At 46.3% G+C, this 17467-nt stretch carries 15 protein-coding genes; 5 read left to right on the top strand and 10 right to left on the bottom strand.

Annotated elements, in window-relative coordinates; genetic code table 11:
• Positions 1-69: 69 nt before the first annotated feature.
• From AC1DSE_RS15320 to AC1DSE_RS15310, 3 genes are all read left to right on the top strand, one after another.
• The gene (locus tag AC1DSE_RS15320; RefSeq protein ID WP_477527851.1) at positions 70-1431 is read left to right on the top strand and encodes a glycoside hydrolase family 43 protein; all 1362 of its coding nucleotides are present in this window, start codon (positions 70-72) and stop codon (positions 1429-1431) included.
• A gap of 356 nt (positions 1432-1787) precedes the next feature.
• The gene (locus tag AC1DSE_RS15315; protein ID WP_477527850.1) at positions 1788-2369 is read left to right on the top strand and encodes a TetR/AcrR family transcriptional regulator; all 582 of its coding nucleotides are present in this window, start codon (positions 1788-1790) and stop codon (positions 2367-2369) included.
• Between the two features lie 60 nt (positions 2370-2429).
• Positions 2430-4259, top strand: coding sequence for an alpha/beta fold hydrolase (locus AC1DSE_RS15310; protein ID WP_477527849.1), 1830 nt, complete (start codon positions 2430-2432; stop codon positions 4257-4259).
• 85 nt (positions 4260-4344) lie between these two features.
• On the opposite strand, the gene AC1DSE_RS15305 is transcribed toward AC1DSE_RS15310, so the two are convergent.
• Positions 4345-6579, bottom strand: coding sequence for an asparaginase domain-containing protein (locus AC1DSE_RS15305; protein ID WP_477527848.1), 2235 nt, complete (start codon positions 6577-6579; stop codon positions 4345-4347).
• Positions 6580-6599: 20 nt separating this feature from the next.
• Complete coding sequence (locus tag AC1DSE_RS15300) at positions 6600-7949, bottom strand: asparaginase (RefSeq protein WP_441877677.1); 1350 nt, start codon at positions 7947-7949, stop codon at positions 6600-6602.
• A gap of 289 nt (positions 7950-8238) precedes the next feature.
• Between AC1DSE_RS15300 and AC1DSE_RS15295 the strand changes: the two genes are divergently transcribed.
• Positions 8239-8346: a carbohydrate-binding protein gene (locus AC1DSE_RS15295; protein ID WP_477510765.1), complete on the top strand. Its 108-nt coding sequence runs from the start codon at positions 8239-8241 to the stop codon at positions 8344-8346.
• A 197-nt stretch (positions 8347-8543) separates the two neighbouring features.
• Positions 8544-8741 (top strand): sporulation protein Cse60, encoded by a 198-nt coding sequence (locus AC1DSE_RS15290; protein ID WP_076268509.1) that lies wholly within the window; start codon positions 8544-8546, stop codon positions 8739-8741.
• Positions 8742-9162: 421 nt separating this feature from the next.
• Here the strand turns inward: AC1DSE_RS15290 and AC1DSE_RS15285 are convergent, their stop codons facing one another.
• The 8 genes from AC1DSE_RS15285 to AC1DSE_RS15250 all read right to left on the bottom strand — a co-directional run bounded on the left by AC1DSE_RS15285 (position 9163) and on the right by AC1DSE_RS15250 (position 17405).
• Entirely contained in the window at positions 9163-10518 is a 1356-nt protein-coding gene (locus AC1DSE_RS15285; RefSeq protein ID WP_477527847.1) for an LLM class flavin-dependent oxidoreductase, read from the bottom strand.
• A gap of 35 nt (positions 10519-10553) precedes the next feature.
• On the bottom strand, positions 10554-11375 hold the full coding sequence (locus AC1DSE_RS15280) for an ABC transporter permease (protein WP_430055801.1): 822 nt from the start codon (positions 11373-11375) through the stop codon (positions 10554-10556).
• Positions 11375-12175 (bottom strand): ABC transporter permease, encoded by an 801-nt coding sequence (locus tag AC1DSE_RS15275; protein WP_477510788.1) that lies wholly within the window; start codon positions 12173-12175, stop codon positions 11375-11377. The genes AC1DSE_RS15280 and AC1DSE_RS15275 overlap by 1 nt, the downstream gene beginning before the upstream one ends.
• Before the next feature lie 79 nt (positions 12176-12254).
• Complete coding sequence (locus tag AC1DSE_RS15270) at positions 12255-13280, bottom strand: aliphatic sulfonate ABC transporter substrate-binding protein (RefSeq protein ID WP_477510763.1); 1026 nt, start codon at positions 13278-13280, stop codon at positions 12255-12257.
• 47 nt (positions 13281-13327) lie between these two features.
• Complete coding sequence (locus AC1DSE_RS15265; protein WP_339206328.1) at positions 13328-14104, bottom strand: ABC transporter ATP-binding protein; 777 nt, start codon at positions 14102-14104, stop codon at positions 13328-13330.
• A gap of 230 nt (positions 14105-14334) precedes the next feature.
• Entirely contained in the window at positions 14335-14934 is a 600-nt protein-coding gene (locus AC1DSE_RS15260; protein WP_477510762.1) for a TetR/AcrR family transcriptional regulator, read from the bottom strand.
• Between the two features lie 144 nt (positions 14935-15078).
• Positions 15079-15900 carry a class I SAM-dependent methyltransferase gene (locus AC1DSE_RS15255; RefSeq protein WP_477510761.1) on the bottom strand — a complete coding sequence of 274 codons (822 nt, stop codon included), beginning with the start codon at positions 15898-15900 and terminating at the stop codon, positions 15079-15081.
• Positions 15901-15941: 41 nt separating this feature from the next.
• On the bottom strand, positions 15942-17405 hold the full coding sequence (locus AC1DSE_RS15250; protein ID WP_477527846.1) for a stalk domain-containing protein: 1464 nt from the start codon (positions 17403-17405) through the stop codon (positions 15942-15944).
• Positions 17406-17467 lie beyond the last annotated feature (62 nt).

Raw genomic sequence — 17467 nt, 5'->3', positions numbered from 1 at the left:
CCAGCGGAGAGCAATCAGCCATCCGCAGCTAATGACGCTTCAAACCAACCAAAAACGGAAGCGGTTACAGTGGAGGAGCCTCTATTCACTAACGCCTCCGTTCATGATCCGTCGATTATCAAAGTTCGTGATACCTTCTATATTTTCGGCTCGCATCTCGCTGCGGCGAAGTCGAAGGATCTCATGACCTGGGAGCAGCTGAACTCCAGTGTCTATGAAGGGAATCCCATCATACCGGATGTACTGACAGAGATGAGCGAGGAGCTAGCTTGGGCCGAGACTGATACGTTCTGGGCAGGCGATGTCATCCAATTGCCGGACGGCAAATTTTATATGTATTACAGCATGTGCAAAGGCGACTCTCCTCGGTCGGTGCTTGGATATGCGGTTGCCGATCAGGTTGAAGGGCCTTATAAAAATAAGGGCACAATCCTCAAATCGGGCATGTGGAATGATTTGAGCGAGGATGGAACGTTGTATGACGCGGCAGTACATCCAAACGTAGTCGATCCAAATTTGTTTTATGATAAAGATGGCATTCTATGCATGGTTTATGGCTCATACTCCGGCGGTATTTTTATTATGAAAATGAATCCAAAAACAGGTCTGCCCTATCCCGATCAAGGCTACGGCAAACGACTGCTCGGCAACAATCACAGCCGCATCGAGGCGCCTTATATGATGTACAACAAAGAAACGGACTATTACTATTTATACCTTTCCTATGGCGGACTAGACTCCACAGGCGGATACAACATTCGTGTAGCACGCTCAAAAAATCCCGACGGCCCGTTCCTCGATTCAGAGGGCAAGGAAATGATTGACGCATTTGGCGCCTTCGGCACGCTGTTTGATGATGCTTCTATTGCGCCTTATGGCGTGAAGCTCATGGGAAATTTCCAAATGGACAATGTCGACGGAGAAATTGCTAATATTGGGACGGGTTATACTTCACCTGGTCATAACTCCACTTACACCGATCCTGACACGGGTAAAATGTTTATTATTTTCCACACTCGTTTTCCATCTCGCGGAGAAAGCCACGAGATAAGAGTCCATCAAATGCTTATGAACACGGAAGGCTGGCCTGTCGTCGCGCCTCATCGTTATGCAGGCGAAACCGCAGAGAGCGTAAAAACCGAGCAAATCATCGGCGAATACAAATACGTGAACCATGGCAAAGACATTACGGCTGATGTAAAACCAGCAACACTGCTTTCTCTCAACAAAGACGGCACAATCTCCGGAAGCACAAGCGGCTCATGGAAAAGCACCGGCGCTGTTACTATCGATCTTACAATTGATGGTTCGCTGTATCACGGCGTCTTACTCCGTCAGTGGAATGAAGGCACACTCAGCTATGTGATGACATTCAGCGCACTATCCAAAGAAGGAGCTGCCGTTTGGGGCAGCCACGTCTCCAAGGAGTAGTTATATATACATTCGTCGCCTTGCCGCTTCGATGCATAGGCATGATCCGTATTTTCATCATATGGTGGTATATAAGCCTATTACAGAGGACGGTAAAGCGATGAATGGCTATGGGCCAGTCAGTGTGGTCAACTTAACGAATCCACTTAATAAATCGCTGCAAGGCAAATATTTTTTAGGCGAAACCGATCAGTTGATTCCGACCGATTAAAACCGGACTTGAGGAGCTTTGTTCCCCATTCCGGTGTTAATCTTTATTCGGATCTTTATGTGCTAAGCAACTTGTCAGATGATAAGCTCGTCTCGCAAATTCGCTTAATTGACAATCCCATAATTAGTACTGTATAGTACTAATTATGAAAACGACCTCCAAAACATCTAATCGCGAAATTGCGCTAAAGACAGCGTCCAACTTGTTTTTGAGCAAAGGTTATCTCGTCACAAGCATGGATGATATTGTTGCAGCGAGCAAAGTATCCAAAACTAATATTTATTACTATTTCAAGAGTAAAGAGGAGATATTGTCCACGATCATTGAGCGGATGACTGATCAACATGAAGCACTTATAGCTCATATTGCCGCTCAAACCGAGCTGCCTGTTATGGAAAGGCTGACGAAGCTTATGCAGACGCTCACTCTGCAGGATATCGACTGCCTCGGAGGATGTCCTTTTTTAACGCTATACACGCAAACACCAATGGAGGCAACTGCCATTCGGGAACAGATAAGCGCATTTTTCAAAAAACAATTAACGATCCTCGAGCATCTTATTACAGAGGGCATTGCTAGAAATGAAATGAACAGCAAACTGCCCCCTCAACCAATGGCTTCCTTAATTTTGTCCACGATCGAGGGCGGATTGTTCCTGCAGCATGCTCAGCAAGACCCAACCATACTACAGCAATCGCTTCATGCTTTAGCTTCTATGCTAAAGTAATTTTTTTAAAAACTTTAGTACTGATTAGTACTATAAATAATTTCAGAGGAGTGTTTACTAATGGCACATGTATTTATGACGGGCGGAACAGGTTTTGTCGGCTCCCAAATTATTAAACGGCTAGCTGCCGACGGTCATCGCATTACTGCTTTAGCGCGTTCGCATAGCCGAATAGCGGAACTTATTGAGCAAACAAACCACGAGGAGTCCGGTCTCCTATCAGCCGTAATCGGAGATTTGACAAAGCAAGGACTGGGCTTATCTGCAAGCGATCGCCTTGCGATACAAAACGTGGATGTCATTATACACGCTGGCGGACCAATGGATATTCTTTTAACTGAACAACAAGCAAAGAGGGTTTTCCTTGATGCAGCTAACCATTTAACTTCACTTGCTACTGAGCTTTACGAGAATGGAAATCCCCTGCATTTCATTCATGTCGTTGGTTTCAAAAGTCCTGTGACCGATTCGAACTTAAACGATGCAACAGCCATTATGCAGCTTTTGGAGCACGAATCTCCTTATGAGCGAATGAAAATAAACGCAGACGTTCACATCCGCCAGCATGCTAAACAAACCGGCTATCCTCTTTCCGTCGTTAACCCAAGCGTAGTCATCGGTGATTCTACTACCGGCAACACGGAGCAAACCGGAGGGTTAGGCATTTTGATAGCAGCCGCGAGAAAAAAACTTATGGGCACTGTTCCAGGAGGCAAAAAACACTGGCTCCCGCTCGTCCATCTCGATCATACGGCAGCTTTCATTGCTGCCCTTGCGAACGAGCAACAACCTCTCAGCAACACCTATTATTTACTTGATGAACAAGCAGCGAGCCTTAACATGAACCAGCTAATAACACTCATAAATAAGGAACTTAGAGTCCCGTCTCCAATCGGTTTTATCCCTGTATCCCTTTTGAGCAAGATTTTAAGCTCCCGTATGGGCAGCAAACTAGGCATTCCCCAAGAATCACTCAGCTTTATTGTCAATCAAGCATTCCCTCTACAATCTACACAGCATATTCAGCAAAAATATTCGCTTCCTGCCACTGTAGATTTATCGGTTCTCCCGCATGTGATTGCCGATTTGGATTATCGTTTATCCCATAGGCCGACAAGTCATCCTAATTTCGTACGCAGCAAACGCGGTCCACTCGCCACGCTAGAAAAAACTGGAAGTGGCAACCCAATTATTTTGCTGCCCGGTACCTTCAGCGGTGCAGACTGTCTTATACCGCTAGCTTCAGAGCTGCGGCATCGTCAGATATGGATTGCTGATTTACCGGGCTTCGGGCGATCACCCTATCACCATCATCCGGTAAACGTAGTAAATGGGCATGTCGAGGCTATTATGTCCGCTATTACATCACAACCGGAAACCGTTACTTTAATCGGTCATTCCTATGGAGCATTGCTCGCAGCCAAKGTCATGGAGCGTATGCCAGAGCGTATCCAAGCCGTGTATTTATTGCAGCCAGCGCTCCACCATGCGAACAGCAGATATAGGAGTAGAATCGTCAATCGTATGCTTTTGCCCCATATATCCTTAGCAACCTTGCGCAAGGAGCTTGTATTGCAGGGATGCTTCGAGAGGATCGGTCAAATCCCTAAGGACTATTTGGAATATGTTTTGAACGAGCTCAGCTCCCCGCGCGTTAGAGCCACTCTGGCTGACACACTCGCCCAGTTAACGAAGGATGAGCATTTCCGACAACAACCCGAACAATGGGGTGAGAAACGGGTCAGTATCATTTGGGGTTCACAGGACCGTGTGTATACGATACCGAAAACTTACAGCGCAGTTCCCACTCAGCTTCTAGGACGCGGTCACCACTTCCCCCTTTCTCATCCGTCTGAAACAGCGCGCCTATTATATCAAGCGGGGCTCTAGTTTAAAGTTGCATGGTATGAAAAAAAGGCGGTTCTTAAAGATTCTAATCAACCTTTAAAAAACCGCTCTTTTTCTGTTTAAGCCATTATTTGTTTTTAAGCATATTCATAATAACCGTAATCGCGTCTGCCCGCGTTGCTGTAGCTTTTGGCGCAAAGATATTGCCCGTACGTCCCTGAATGATGCCTTTATCGCTAACTGCTCTAACCGCACCCTTCGCCCATGCCGGGATATCCTTGTTATCAGCAAAGCTGGTTGTCGCATTCGGATCTAACGTTAATCCAGCACCGCTTGCAATCATTGATACCATTTCCATACGCAAAATGTTTGCGCCCGGACGGAAGGTCCCATCTGGATAGCCGCTAATAATGTCCGCTTTGACCGCTTGTGCAACAGCTTCTTTTGCCCAAGCCGCAATTTTATCATTATCAGCAAAGGCAAGCACCGAGCCTGCACCATCCGCTTTCAACGCACCCATCAGCATAACGGAAAATTCCGCACGTGTTACGGTTTTATTCGGTTTAAACGTACCGTCTTCATATCCCTTCACAATTCCGGATGCGACCGCCTCTTTAATAGCGGCCTCTGCCCAGTGCCTTGATATATCTGTAAAAGAAGGCACTTCTTCAACTTTCTTGTCTACAGCGAATACAGCAAACTTAGTAAAATGATCAGATTGTACAGTAATAAAGTTATCCTTTACCGTACCGCCCATCTCTACCCATTGCTTCTTCACCTCATCGTAATAGAATACGGACGCCGTCTGACCACTCTTGATCAAAGCGGTATCAAACTTAAAGGTCAGCGTGACTGGAACGAAGAAATCAGCTGATATCGACTTAAGTATTTCAAAAATAGAAGACACTCGCTTGCTCGATGGCTCAACAATGCCGCCCGTTTCAGTCAGTTTCTCAATAGAAAGCAACATTTGCTCCTTCGTCGCTCCTGCTGGAATAGATACAGTAACGCTATCATCCAAGCCAAGCGTACCTGCGCTGCCTGCACCAATCGAAACCTGTCCTTTAGGCACATTGCCACCCGAACCACCTGTACCGCCTTCTACTGGAGGAGTTGGAGTTGGAGTTGGAGTCGGTGTAGGTGTGGGAGTTACAGGCGTTTCAGGCACATCAATCTTAATATCTTGTGTCCCTAACGTTTCAAACCAGTTCTTCACTGTAGCAAAATCATTCGAGAATGCCAGCGAAAGCATAAGCATGATGCGTGCATGCTGCGGGTTTAAATTATCTCCGGCAATAATGCCGTTTCCGCCGCCAGTGATCGTTCCAGAACCCGTTCTAGTCGTCGATACGAATGTAACGCCATGATCCTTAATCGCTGCGGACCGCGCCGCGCTCATCTTCGACGAAATACCAGCCGCCCCAGTGCCGGCTGTTACAATCCCTTTGGCTCCATCAGCTACTAAAGCACGAATGGCACCGCCGCCGGCTTCTTGGTAGCTATAAACGATTTCAACGATAGGCAAATTGTCCTTCGAAATATTTTTCAATGCAAACGGCGTTTTCCAATCCGCTAGTCCAGCTTTGAGCGCCCTAGCATTCAGACGATACATACGTACCGCTGCATCATCAACGTAACCAAGCACGCCGAACATCGGTGTCTCAAACGTATCCGTCCGGTGCGAATTGCTCTTTGTTACTTCGCGTGCCGCATGAATGACATCGTTTAGCATAACGACCGTGCCGAACCACTTTGTTTTGCCGCTCCCCGCCACCTTAATTGCTTGATACAGGTTGGCCGGAGCATCCGTTCCAACGACATCCCAAGGCCGCATTGAACCCGTGACAACTACCGGCTTCTCGCTTTGAACAGTTAGATCGAGAAAATAAGCAATTTCCTCCATCGTGTCCGTACCTGTCGTAACAACTGCACTATCATAAATTTCAAGCGCAGCATCCACCGCAAGGGAGAGATCATACAGGTCCTTCATACTGTAGCCGCTCGAGCCCTTGTTGCCGAATTGATAAGTAGAGACATCCGCTATTTTATTTTTCCCAGGCAGCTGAGCTACCATATCCGCCATTTTATACGTTCCTGCAGCATAGCTTTGGAAATTAGTAGGATCATTATTACTCGCTTTACCAGCAATCGTCCCGCCAGTCGCCACTACAATGACATTTGGCAATGGAGAAGCTTTATGCTCCTCGGATAATGCCGGGATATCAAAGGTAGGCAGCTGAGGTGCTGCAGTCTCGGCACGAACTGAGCCGGCATAGCCAGTCAGTATCGTACTGAGGAGAGCCATAATGAGGAGGGGAATGAAAACTTTCTTTGCTGTAGTTGATTCACTTCTTATGGTCATAACCGTACTCCTCCCCCTAATTATGGCGTCACTGGTGCTGTTTCAGGCGTTGTTTCTGTAACAGCCGGAACTTCTGCTTCCGGTGTAGGAACAACAACGACAGGTTCCGTTACAACAGGCTCTTCGATTGGTTCTTCAACCGTCGTGCTTAGTACCGTATTTTCATCAACTGAAATTTCTACATCCTGTGTGCCAAAAGTCGTGAACCAGTTTCTAATCTTGTTTACATCGTTTGTAAATGCTAGGGACAGCAACAACATCATACGAGCATGCGCCGCATTCAAGTTGTCTCCGCCAATAACACTTCCGCTGCCGCTATCATAGATAGAGCCTGAGCCTGTTCTTGTTGTCGATACAAATACGACACCTTTATCCTTAATGGCCGCGGAACGTGCAGCACTTAGCTTCGACGAAATGCCGCCAGCGCCTGTTCCTGCGGTTACAATTCCCTTCGCTCCGTCTTCCACCAAGCCGCGAATAGCGCCGCCGCCCGCCTCTTGATAGCTGTATACGATTTCTACTATCGGAAGACTATCTTTGGAGATGGTTTTCAAATCGAATGGTGAAGCCCATGCTGGTGTGCCTGCTTTTGCCGCTCTAGCAGGAGCACGGTAAATACGAACAGCCGGGTCATCCACATAACCTAGTGCACCAAACATCGGAGCATCAAAAGTATCGGTACGGTGTGAATTTGACTTCGTAACTTCACGCGCCGCATAAATGACATCATTCAACATGACCACTGTTCCAAACCATTTTGTTTTACCGCTGCCAGCTAGTTTAATAGCTTGATAGAGATTAGCAGGCGCATCCGTTCCAATAACATCCCATGGACGCATAGAGCCTGTAACAACAACCGGTTTTTCACTGCGAACGGTTAGATCGAGGAAATACGCGATTTCTTCCATCGTATCCGTACCCGTCGTTACAACTGCACTATCATAAATCTTAAGAGCTTCGTCTACCGCAAGCGATAGATCATAAAGATCTCTAATACTATAGCCGCTCGAACCCTTGTTACCGAATTGGTAGGTAGAAACATCAGCTATTTTATTTTTCCCAGGCAGCTGAGCAACCATATCTGCCATTTTATAAGTACCAGCCGCATAGCTCTGGAAGTTAGTAGGATCATTATTGCTTGCTTTACCCGCAATCGTTCCTCCTGTTGCAACAACAATAACATTAGGAAGACTTGAAGCTTGATGTTCAGCGGATAGGGCCGGAATATCAAATGTCGGCAATTGCGGCGCTTCCTCCGCGCGTACAAAATCCGTTTTTGTCAGTACCCCTACCATCGCTGCAAGCAATGAAAGTACAAGCAGTGGAATTAAAATCTTTTTCGCTATCTCGCTCTTTACAACTCGTGTCATGTTTAACTCCTCCTATGCGATATAATTCTCTCTTTCTTCTACATCAGTCTATTTCATGTTATATAAGTTAACAAATCATTAAAGTAGACAAAAAAGCGTAACCATCGAGGTATAACTCTACTTTTCACTCATTTGTGCTCATATCCTTACTAAATTGAAGAAAACATATGTTAGTTTTATTTACATGAATTAACGAGATTACTAGATTAATGCTCAGTATAAAAAAGGATTCTATAAATCAGTTTCAGTGTAAAAATTAGTAAGATAGACACTGTTTTTTATTCTCTATTTGTATTTAGGAGGGACATATGTCACTTATAATGGGGACACCTATGTAGCCAAATGGTGGACGATGGGAGAAAGACCTGATCAAGGAGGCGTCTGGAAAAAAAGCTAAACAACCCATGCAGCCGAATAGGGGCAGCTTCGTTATTTTAGCGAAGCTGCCCCTATTTTCTTTGTCTAAAATGGATCATTAAATCTCCCTGTTGACACTTATAGTACGCAATGCTATGGTGGACGTCAGAAGGCATTCTGCTATCGACGCGGGGTGCCTATCTGTATATTTATTTGGTAAGGGAGGACACAACGAATATGATTCAAGTAAAAGAATTTATTGATACGGATTCTGTTTTTGCTGAAAAAAGGGCAAATGAGTTTTTGGCAGAACTGAGCGACGATCAAGTCATTAATATTTGCTACGGCTCCATGATCAAAACAGCCACTTCAGGCAACACTTATCAGCGCAGCACTATACTTGTCGTTTATAAGCAAAGCAAAGAGAAGGAATAAAGAAAGCGGGTGATCCCATCATTAAGCCTCGTCAAGATAATCTAGAACATCATGAGACGCAGGGGAATGAGGACAAGGACATTCGAAACACAAAAAGAGATAAGTGGGAAATATTTTTCCGTATCCTTTCCTCCACGGCAGCATTTGGTTTGGTAGCTATCGCTATCGGCTATGTCACCTATTCATTTTTCATAAAATAGAGGCTGCTGTCTTGGAACCGTTATCACTTATTTTTAAGGTGGAGGTTTGCCATGAAATATTTTACTTATAATCGATGGTGTTTATTAAAGAGCGGAATATTCACAAAACCTTAGTCCCCCCTTCCCTGTAACAACGGCAAAGAAGCAAGCAGCCGTCGCCTAATCATGGCGCCAGCTGCTTGCTTCTTTGCGTTTTTTTCACTATTGCCTCTCAGCTCTTGTTACGCTTGTTCTTGTACCACAGGAAGTTTTTTGCGGAAATGCCCTTCGCTTGGACGTTCAAGTCCAAGATGGTCACGAAGGGTATCTCCCGTGTAATCTTCACGAAACAGTCCGCGCTGCTGCAAAATCGGTACGACATAATGAACAAAATCGTCGAGTCCTCCAGGAAGAACCGGAGCCATGATATTGAAGCCATCGCAGCCATAGTCCTCAAACCACAGCTCGATAAGGTCAGCCAACTGTTCGGGCGTACCAACAAACTGCAAATGTCCCCTCGCTCCTAGCATTCTGCTTCCAAGCTCTCGCATCGACAGCTTATCTTTGCGCGCCATATCCATAATAAGCTGAACACGGCTCTTCATGCCGTTGGATGCTTCAACAGGATCAGGAATGTCCGGCAGTTGATCATCAAGCGAATAGCTGCTTAGATCTACGCCGAGGAATCCTGATAAGAAGCCGACAATATGCGCAGCAGGAATAAGCCCCTGCAGCTCTTGGTAACGCTGCTTCGCTTCCTCTTCCGTCGCACCAAGAATCGGGGAGAGACCTGGCATGATTTTTAGACTGCCGCGTTCCCTCCCATACTCTCCAAGCTTGCTGTTCACACTCTCATAAAAGATTTTTGCCGCTTCCAGCGATTGCTGAGCCGTAAATATAACCTCGCCAATGCTGGCCGCAAAGTCTTGACCTGGACCTGATGAGCCTGCCTGAATTAGCACCGGATAACCTTGAGGAGATCTCGGCACATTCAGCGGTCCTTTCGTGGAGTACCATTCTCCGCTGTAATCAACTGGCCTTACTTTAGACTCATCGGCAAACTGACCCGACACCCGGTCAAGCACAAGCGCGCCATCCTCCCAGCTATCCCATAAGCGGGTTGTGGCATCCACAAATTCACGAGCCATCTTGTAACGCAGGCCGTGCTCGGGATGTTTTGGCTGCCCGTAATTATGAGCTTCCAGATCAAGCTGCGAGGTTACAATATTCCAGCCTGCTCGCCCGCCGCTAATATGATCAAGCGAAGAAAACTTTCGTGCGACATTAAAAGGGGTGTTGTATGTGGTTGAGACGGTTGCAGTCAGCCCAATCTTCTCCGTAACAGCCGATAATGCGGACAATAGCGTAAGAGGCTCCAGCATGCCCGCTACCGCTTGCCCCACATTAGTGGCATACAGCAAATCTGCGAAGAAGAGCATGTCGAACTTGCCGCGCTCCGCGGTTTGCGCAAGCTTCTGATAAAACTTCACATCAAACATTCCTTCAACACCCGACTCCGGATGACGCCAGCCTGCATGATGATGGCCTGTATAATAAATAAATGCTCCGAGATGGAGCTGCTCCTGCCGTTTCCCCATAATCCGTTAACCGCCTCTCCAAACGATTCATTTTGTCATCCTTTATACGTATCTCGCCAGCGAAGCCATTTGGTTTCTAGCAGCCGAATGGCCGAATCCGACAACTTGCCAAATACAGCGAACAAAATAATGCCTACAAAAACAATTTCCGTTTGCGAGTATGCTCTTGCATCCTGAATCATATAACCGATACCTGCACTCGTCCCCATCATTTCTGCAACAACAAGCAGCAGCCATGAAGCGCCAAGCGATAGCCGTACGCCCAATAAAATATTCGGCAAGGCCGCTGGTATAATAAGCTTTGTTACCTGCTGAAGCTTCGTATATTGGAAAATACGCGAAACCTCATACAGCTTCACATCCGTATTTCGAATACCAAGAAAGGTGTTCACATAAACCGGAAAAAAAGCGCCAAGTCCAATAAGCAGCACCTTTGAAAACTCTCCGATCCCGAACCACAAAATAAACAATGGAATAACGGAAAGCAGCGGCACCGTTCTCAGCATTTGCAGCGAAGGATCAAGCGTCCTCTCCATCACTTTGCCAAGACCCGCCGATAAACCGAGCAGCAGCCCGAGCGCTCCGCCAAGTAGAAACCCAAAACCAGCGCGATAAATGCTAATACCGAGATGCTTCCCCATCTCTCCCGATTCACACAATGACACAAAGCTCTTCACAATATTTGACGGGGCCGGCAGCAGTGTTTCAGACAACAAACCAAGCCCGCTGACCGCCTGCCAGACAATCACAATGAAAGCCGGAACAATCCAGCCATGAAGCGGCTTTGGAATAACGCTTAACCAGTCCCGACCAGCTGCCTTTGCGCCCATTTCACGCGAAGCGGTTCGTTCGCTCATTACTTGTTGCCTCCTTTGTAGCTATCCTGCCAATTTAACAGCCTCTTCTCAAGCAGCTTAACAAGCGAATCCGTCAGCTTACCGACTGCAGCAAAAATAATAATGCCTACAAATACAACCGAAGTAATCATGAGATAACGCGCATCATTAATCAGAAAGCCAATCCCTGAGCTCGAACCCATCATTTCCGCTACAACAAGCCCAAGCCATGCCACGCCGATAGAAAGTCGCACGCCGAGAAAGATATTAGGAAGCGATGCCGGAAGAACAAGCTTCGCAATCATTTGCCAGCGGCTAAACTGCAGCACACGAGCAACGTCAAACAGTTTGCCATCTACGGAACGAATACCAAGAAAGGTATTGACGTACAGGGGGAAAAAAGCACCTTTTGCAATCAATAACACTTTAGATGTCTCATCAAAGCCAAACCACAAAATAAACAACGGAGCTACGGCCAAATGGGGCAAAGTACGAAGCATTTGCAAGGAAGGATCAATGAGCCTTTCCGTCTTATAGGAGAACCCTACCCATAATCCCGCAGCTAAACCTAATCCTCCGCCCAGCAAAAATCCAAGCAGCGCACGCCGAGCTGAAATACCGAGATGATAAACCAGCTCACCAGATAAAGTTAAATGAACGAATTCCTCCACAATTAAGCCTGGTGTTGGCAGCAGCGTTGGATTAAGCTTCCCCATCATTCCGGCAATTTGCCAGATAGCTAATAAGCCGACTGGAAGCAGCAAACTGAGCAGCAGATTAACCGTTTGAATAGAGAGACGGCTCCTCGGCCGCCTCTTCATTACTTTGATGGGCTTATGCAATGCGCTTTCTGAGCCAGCTCCAACCATAAGAAACGCCCCATTCCTCTTGTTCAGTGTATTATTTCAACGCTTCTTCAATAAATTGGTTATCAAATACGGTGGACACGTCGATTTTCTTGCGAATGACTTTAATGTCGAACTGGAAGTCTGCCGTCTTTTGCTGCTCTGCAATAATTTCATCCGATACAGGGATATTAATTGTCCTGGAGCGATTGAAGATTGCTTCAATTAATGCCGCAGGCACCTTGCGCTCTGCCGCATAACGCTCGGTTGATTCGGCACGATTATCATTTTCCCAAGCAAGCGCTTTGTTCCATACTTTCAGATACAGGGTAACGAGCTCAGGATAATCATCAGCAAATTGTTTTCTAACAATGTTGAAGGAAGGAGAAAGCACGCCCAGCTGTTCGCCGTCCGCAAGCACCTTCGCTTTATCCTGCAGCGTGTTCAGCGTAATGTTCGGCTCCCATGTCGCCCATGCATCAACCTTCCCCGTCTCAAAAGCAGGCTGCGCTTCATCCGGCTGCAGTTGAATAATTTCCAAATCCGATGCTTTAAGCCCCGCACCTTCAAGGCCGCGGTAAAGGAAGTTAAATGCGTTGCTCCCCTTGGCAACAGCTACCTTCTTGCCTTTTAAGTCAGCAACCGTTTGAAACGGGCTATCTTTAGGCACGATGATCGCGACATTGTTTTTGCCTTCGAGCGCCTGAGAAATGACTGTGAATTTAATGTCCGCAGCTTGTGCTGCAATAATCGGCATATTGCCAAGTCCAGCGAAATCAAGACGGTTAGAAGCAATTGCCTCTGTCATTGGAGGGCCGCTCTGAAATTCCGCGTACTCCACTTTCACGCCAAGCTTGCCAAATTCATCTTCAAACCATTTCTCCTCAATCGCTTTGCCCATTAAGCCGCCGCTGCCCTGATATCCAATCTTTACAGTAACTCCGTCATAGCTCTTTGCTGCTTTGTTGCCCGCGTTGCCAGTTTCTTTCTTGTCTGGATTTCCATTTCCAGAAGCCGCGCAGCCGCTAATAAATACCGCTAATACAATAATTGCTGCCGTAAGAAGGCGTAATCTGTTCATCTTCATTCTCTCCCCGACGATCTTTATTTTTGGTGAAAAATAGTTTATTAAATATCCGCGCCTTGATCGATTTCCGGCCCCTCAACCTTCTCAAACTCACCCAGCACCTTGTGCCGCATCTCTTGAAAAGCATGGCCTGCTCGTTTCCGAGGATACAGCAAATCAATCGGCAATATTTTTCGAATATGACCCGGACGCGGATTCATAATGACGACTCGCTCGCCCAGAAATACCGCCTCATCCAAATCATGTGTCACAAACAACATCGTCGTTTTGTTTTTCTGCCAAATATCAAGCAGCACCTCTTGCATATGCGACCGAGTAAAAGCATCCAATGCGCCAAACGGCTCATCCAGCAGCAATATATCAGGACTGCGAAGCAGCGCTCTTGCAATAGCTACACGCTGCGCCATGCCTCCAGATAACTCACGAGGATAAGACTGTTCGAAGCCCTTCAGCCTTACAAGCTCGATGAGCTCATCTACTCGTTTACGAACCTCCGGCTTACGAAGCGATAAATTTGCGGCTATATTTTTCTCCACCGTCAACCAAGGGAATAGCCTCGGTTCTTGAAAAATAAATCCTTTTTCTATGCTCGGTCCTTCAATCGGTTTTCCATTCAGCAATACCGTTCCTTCATAACCGGTATCGAGCCCTGCTACAATTTTGAGCAATGTGCTTTTGCCGCAGCCGCTCGGTCCAATAATCGTAATAAATTCCCCTTGTTTCACCTGAAGCCCAATGCGATCAAGCGCAATGACATCTCCCGAGGGTGTTGCAAATGTCTTATTAAGTTCATGTACTACGAGCATCTCCGCCGCCATAAGCTGCCCCTCCAATTCAATATTGCATTATTAATACCCGATTACTTGGTATTATGGTAAAATAAAAAGACTTAACGCGTATAATAACTAACGTTAAATCTCCAGTGGTCTGGTCGATTCGCCATATGTCAAACCAATCTACAATTTGAATGTTCATTCGGTTTGTTATGTTGCTTATTTTGCGGCATCATTTCAACTTTGTCAACATTTTTTTCGCATGCCTAAAAAAGCTATTTTTTGATCTCAAATAATCGAATAATCGCCTCAACATTCATCTCCACCTTCACCTCATAATCGGGCGGACGCTGGAGTGTCAGGCCTTGTATAAGGCTTACAAAATAAAAAGCAAGCTGCAAGGGATCTTCATCAATGATGATTCCCCTACGTATGCCGTCATTCATAATATCAGCGACAGGGCCTAGGTTTACTGTAAAACGGTCCGTGATCGCCTTCTTAATGTCTGGCGGAGTAGACTCGGATAACCTTGCCGTATGCATAAGAATCGTAAACGCCCAGTTTGTCTCCAATGAGAGCCAAGAGGTAAGCATTACCCTAAGCTTAACGATCGGTTCCATATCCATGGCCGCTAAATCGGTTACATACTTCCCATAATTCGTCTGCCCCGAGCGCAGCACCTCGCTGAATATCTCTTCTTTCGAAGCATAGTAGTGATAGACATTACCCACACTAACCTTTGCTTCTTTCGCTATATCTTGAATGCTCGTTAATTGAAAACCATTAATCGCCATAACCTTCAGCGCACAGTCGAGAATATGCTGCATCTTTTTTTCACGCATCATTTTATCTTTTTCTACATTTCTAGGTGACAAGCTAAGTCCTCCTTACAATAAATCACACTTAACCTGCATTATACATGCAAATACGTTTTGCGGTCATTTTAGCAATAAAAAAAGAAGGCAACCTTGTCCTCACGACAAGACTGCCTCCTGCACCATTTAAGCGCTAATAATGCTCTATTTTACACCTATCCGCATACGGTAGCTGAACATGACATCAAGTGTTCTTCCCGCAAAATAACGCTCGACACTGCTGCGATAGCTCTGCAATTGCTCTTCCAGCGCCTTCGAGCCAAGCTTGAAGACCGCTTGAATGCCTCCCTGGCTTATAGCCAGGCCAATATAACGCTCTGCGTCGCAGCGCTCCATGTTATGGAACACGATTTCTTTGGAGAAACGGAAGAGACCACTGTTATGAATTTGAGTTAAATGCTGTTCCTTATTTCGTTTGCTCGCTTGATCCTTCTCTGGGATATGAGCAGCAATAATCTCTTCAGAACGATCCATAAGCTGCTTATATTCTAATTCGACGGCCCAGTGCAGCGTTGGAGGCCAATCGCAATCATAGGCGGCAAACACACCTTCCGGCTTCAGAACGCGGGCGAATTCAGAGAGCGTGCTGACGGGCTCCATCCAATGAAACGACTGCGAGCAGGTTACAATATCAACACAGTCAGCATCTAGAGCAAGCTGGTCAGAATACCCTTTGATGAAGGAAATTGACTGATCCTCGGGGAGCTTAGACAAATGAGCCAGCGCTTTGCTTCTCATATCGTCATTTGGCTCAAAACCTATAATTCGCTCCGCATTCCCGAGCCATATAAAGGAGGACAGCCCCGTTCCGCATCCAACATCCGCCACAACGCTTGGCACTCTCCCCAAATAACTTGTCAAAATATTTACAACTGCGGCAGGAGCTTTCGGACGATGCTGGTCGTAATCGTTTTGAAAGCCTGAGAAACGGTCTACATTATTTTGCGAGCGGTTTTCCAAAGTCATTGTACAGCCTCCATTCCAGCGATAGGGAATTTTGCTACTTATTACTCACTACTCATAATAATAGCATTGTATTCACTATCAAAAGCAAACAAAAATGAAGCGGCATCAGCTAAATATTGTGCATCTACGTATAAAGTGCCTTTTTCAACAATAACCGTATGCTTCGCATTTACTTTTAGTGAAAGCTTCCAGTTGTTTTTGGTAAGCTGCACTTCCTTGGCCGCAGCATTCCACTTTATGTTCGCTCCMCATGCACCAAAGACAGCTCTCACAGGAAGATATGTTTTTTCTCCGCTCTTAAAAGGCTTTTGCACAGCAGTGAATTTCACTTGCTTGTTATCCAGCCATACTTGAATATCTTTGCTCGCCGGCAGCAGCTCCGTACCTGCAATCAGCTCTTCTTTCGTACGAATAGGATTGAGAGCCTTAGGGTTCACCGCCAGCACCTTAACGCTATTGTTTAACGTGTCGGCTACGTACAGTTTTCCGCTCAAATACAGCAAGGAAGACGGTTGATTGAACTGCGCTTGTTCAACCTCTCCAACTTTATCGCCAGGCGCGCCTTGACCTGCAATTGAAATGACTTTTCCATCCGCTTGCAGAGCACGAATTCGGTTATTCAAGCTGTCTGCAACAAACAAAACCCCATCGACAAATGCCAGCCCGCGCGGCCGATTAAACCGTGCTTCAGCGCTTATGCCATTCCCATAGCCGCCTGCCATATAACCGGTAAGCGCATCGACAGCTGTCGGTTTTCCAGCTACCGTCTTGACCTTGCCATCAAAAATATAACGAATAAGATGATTGCCGCTGTCAGCTACATATAAACCGCCCTTATCATCGAATACAAGCCCCATCGGTTCATTGAATAAAGCTTGCACTGCGCTTCCATCCTTGTATCCGCCCGTTTCACCAGCAACTCCAGCAAAGGTAGATGTTACGCCTTCGGGAGTAATGACACGAATGACATGGTTTAGGGAGTCTGCTACATAAACATTGTCTTTGCTGTCTATTGCTAGTCCCGTTGGGGAGTTAAACTGCGCATCGCCAAATTTGCCGTCTTTATTTCCTGGCTTGCCATTGCCCGCAGCCGTGTATACTCGATCGTTTACAATTCTGCGCACAACGTGATTGTCGGTGTCACTTACATAAATGACACCCTTGCTGTTCACTACAGCAGAAGACGGTTGATTGAACGTTGAATTGGCAATCGTCCCATCGAAATAGCCCGCTTCCGTCTTTGTCGTAACAGGAGTAAGCTTCCCATTTTGCCATTTGCTAATCTGATTGCTGCCCGAGCCTACAACAATGATGCTCCCATCAGGGGCAGAAGCCAGCCCCCAAGGTTGGCTTGCTTTCTCGATGACATTGGCAACTTTAGCGACGTTCTCCGTCTCTCTTATTTCTACTGGCTGCTCATTCGCCGCGAATGCTGTTGCATGAAACGAAACTAGCATCGTCGCAAGCGCCGTGCTTGCTGCTAGCCATTTAATATTGCTTTTCATAGCATTGCTCCTTTCGATATTTAATCTATAGTTATTGGCCTTATAATATGGAAGGGTATAAT

The organism is Paenibacillus sp. 01L418 (assembly GCF_056400045.1).
The sequence above is the reverse complement of the archived record's forward strand: the minus strand, read 5'-3'. Positions and strand labels throughout refer to the sequence as shown.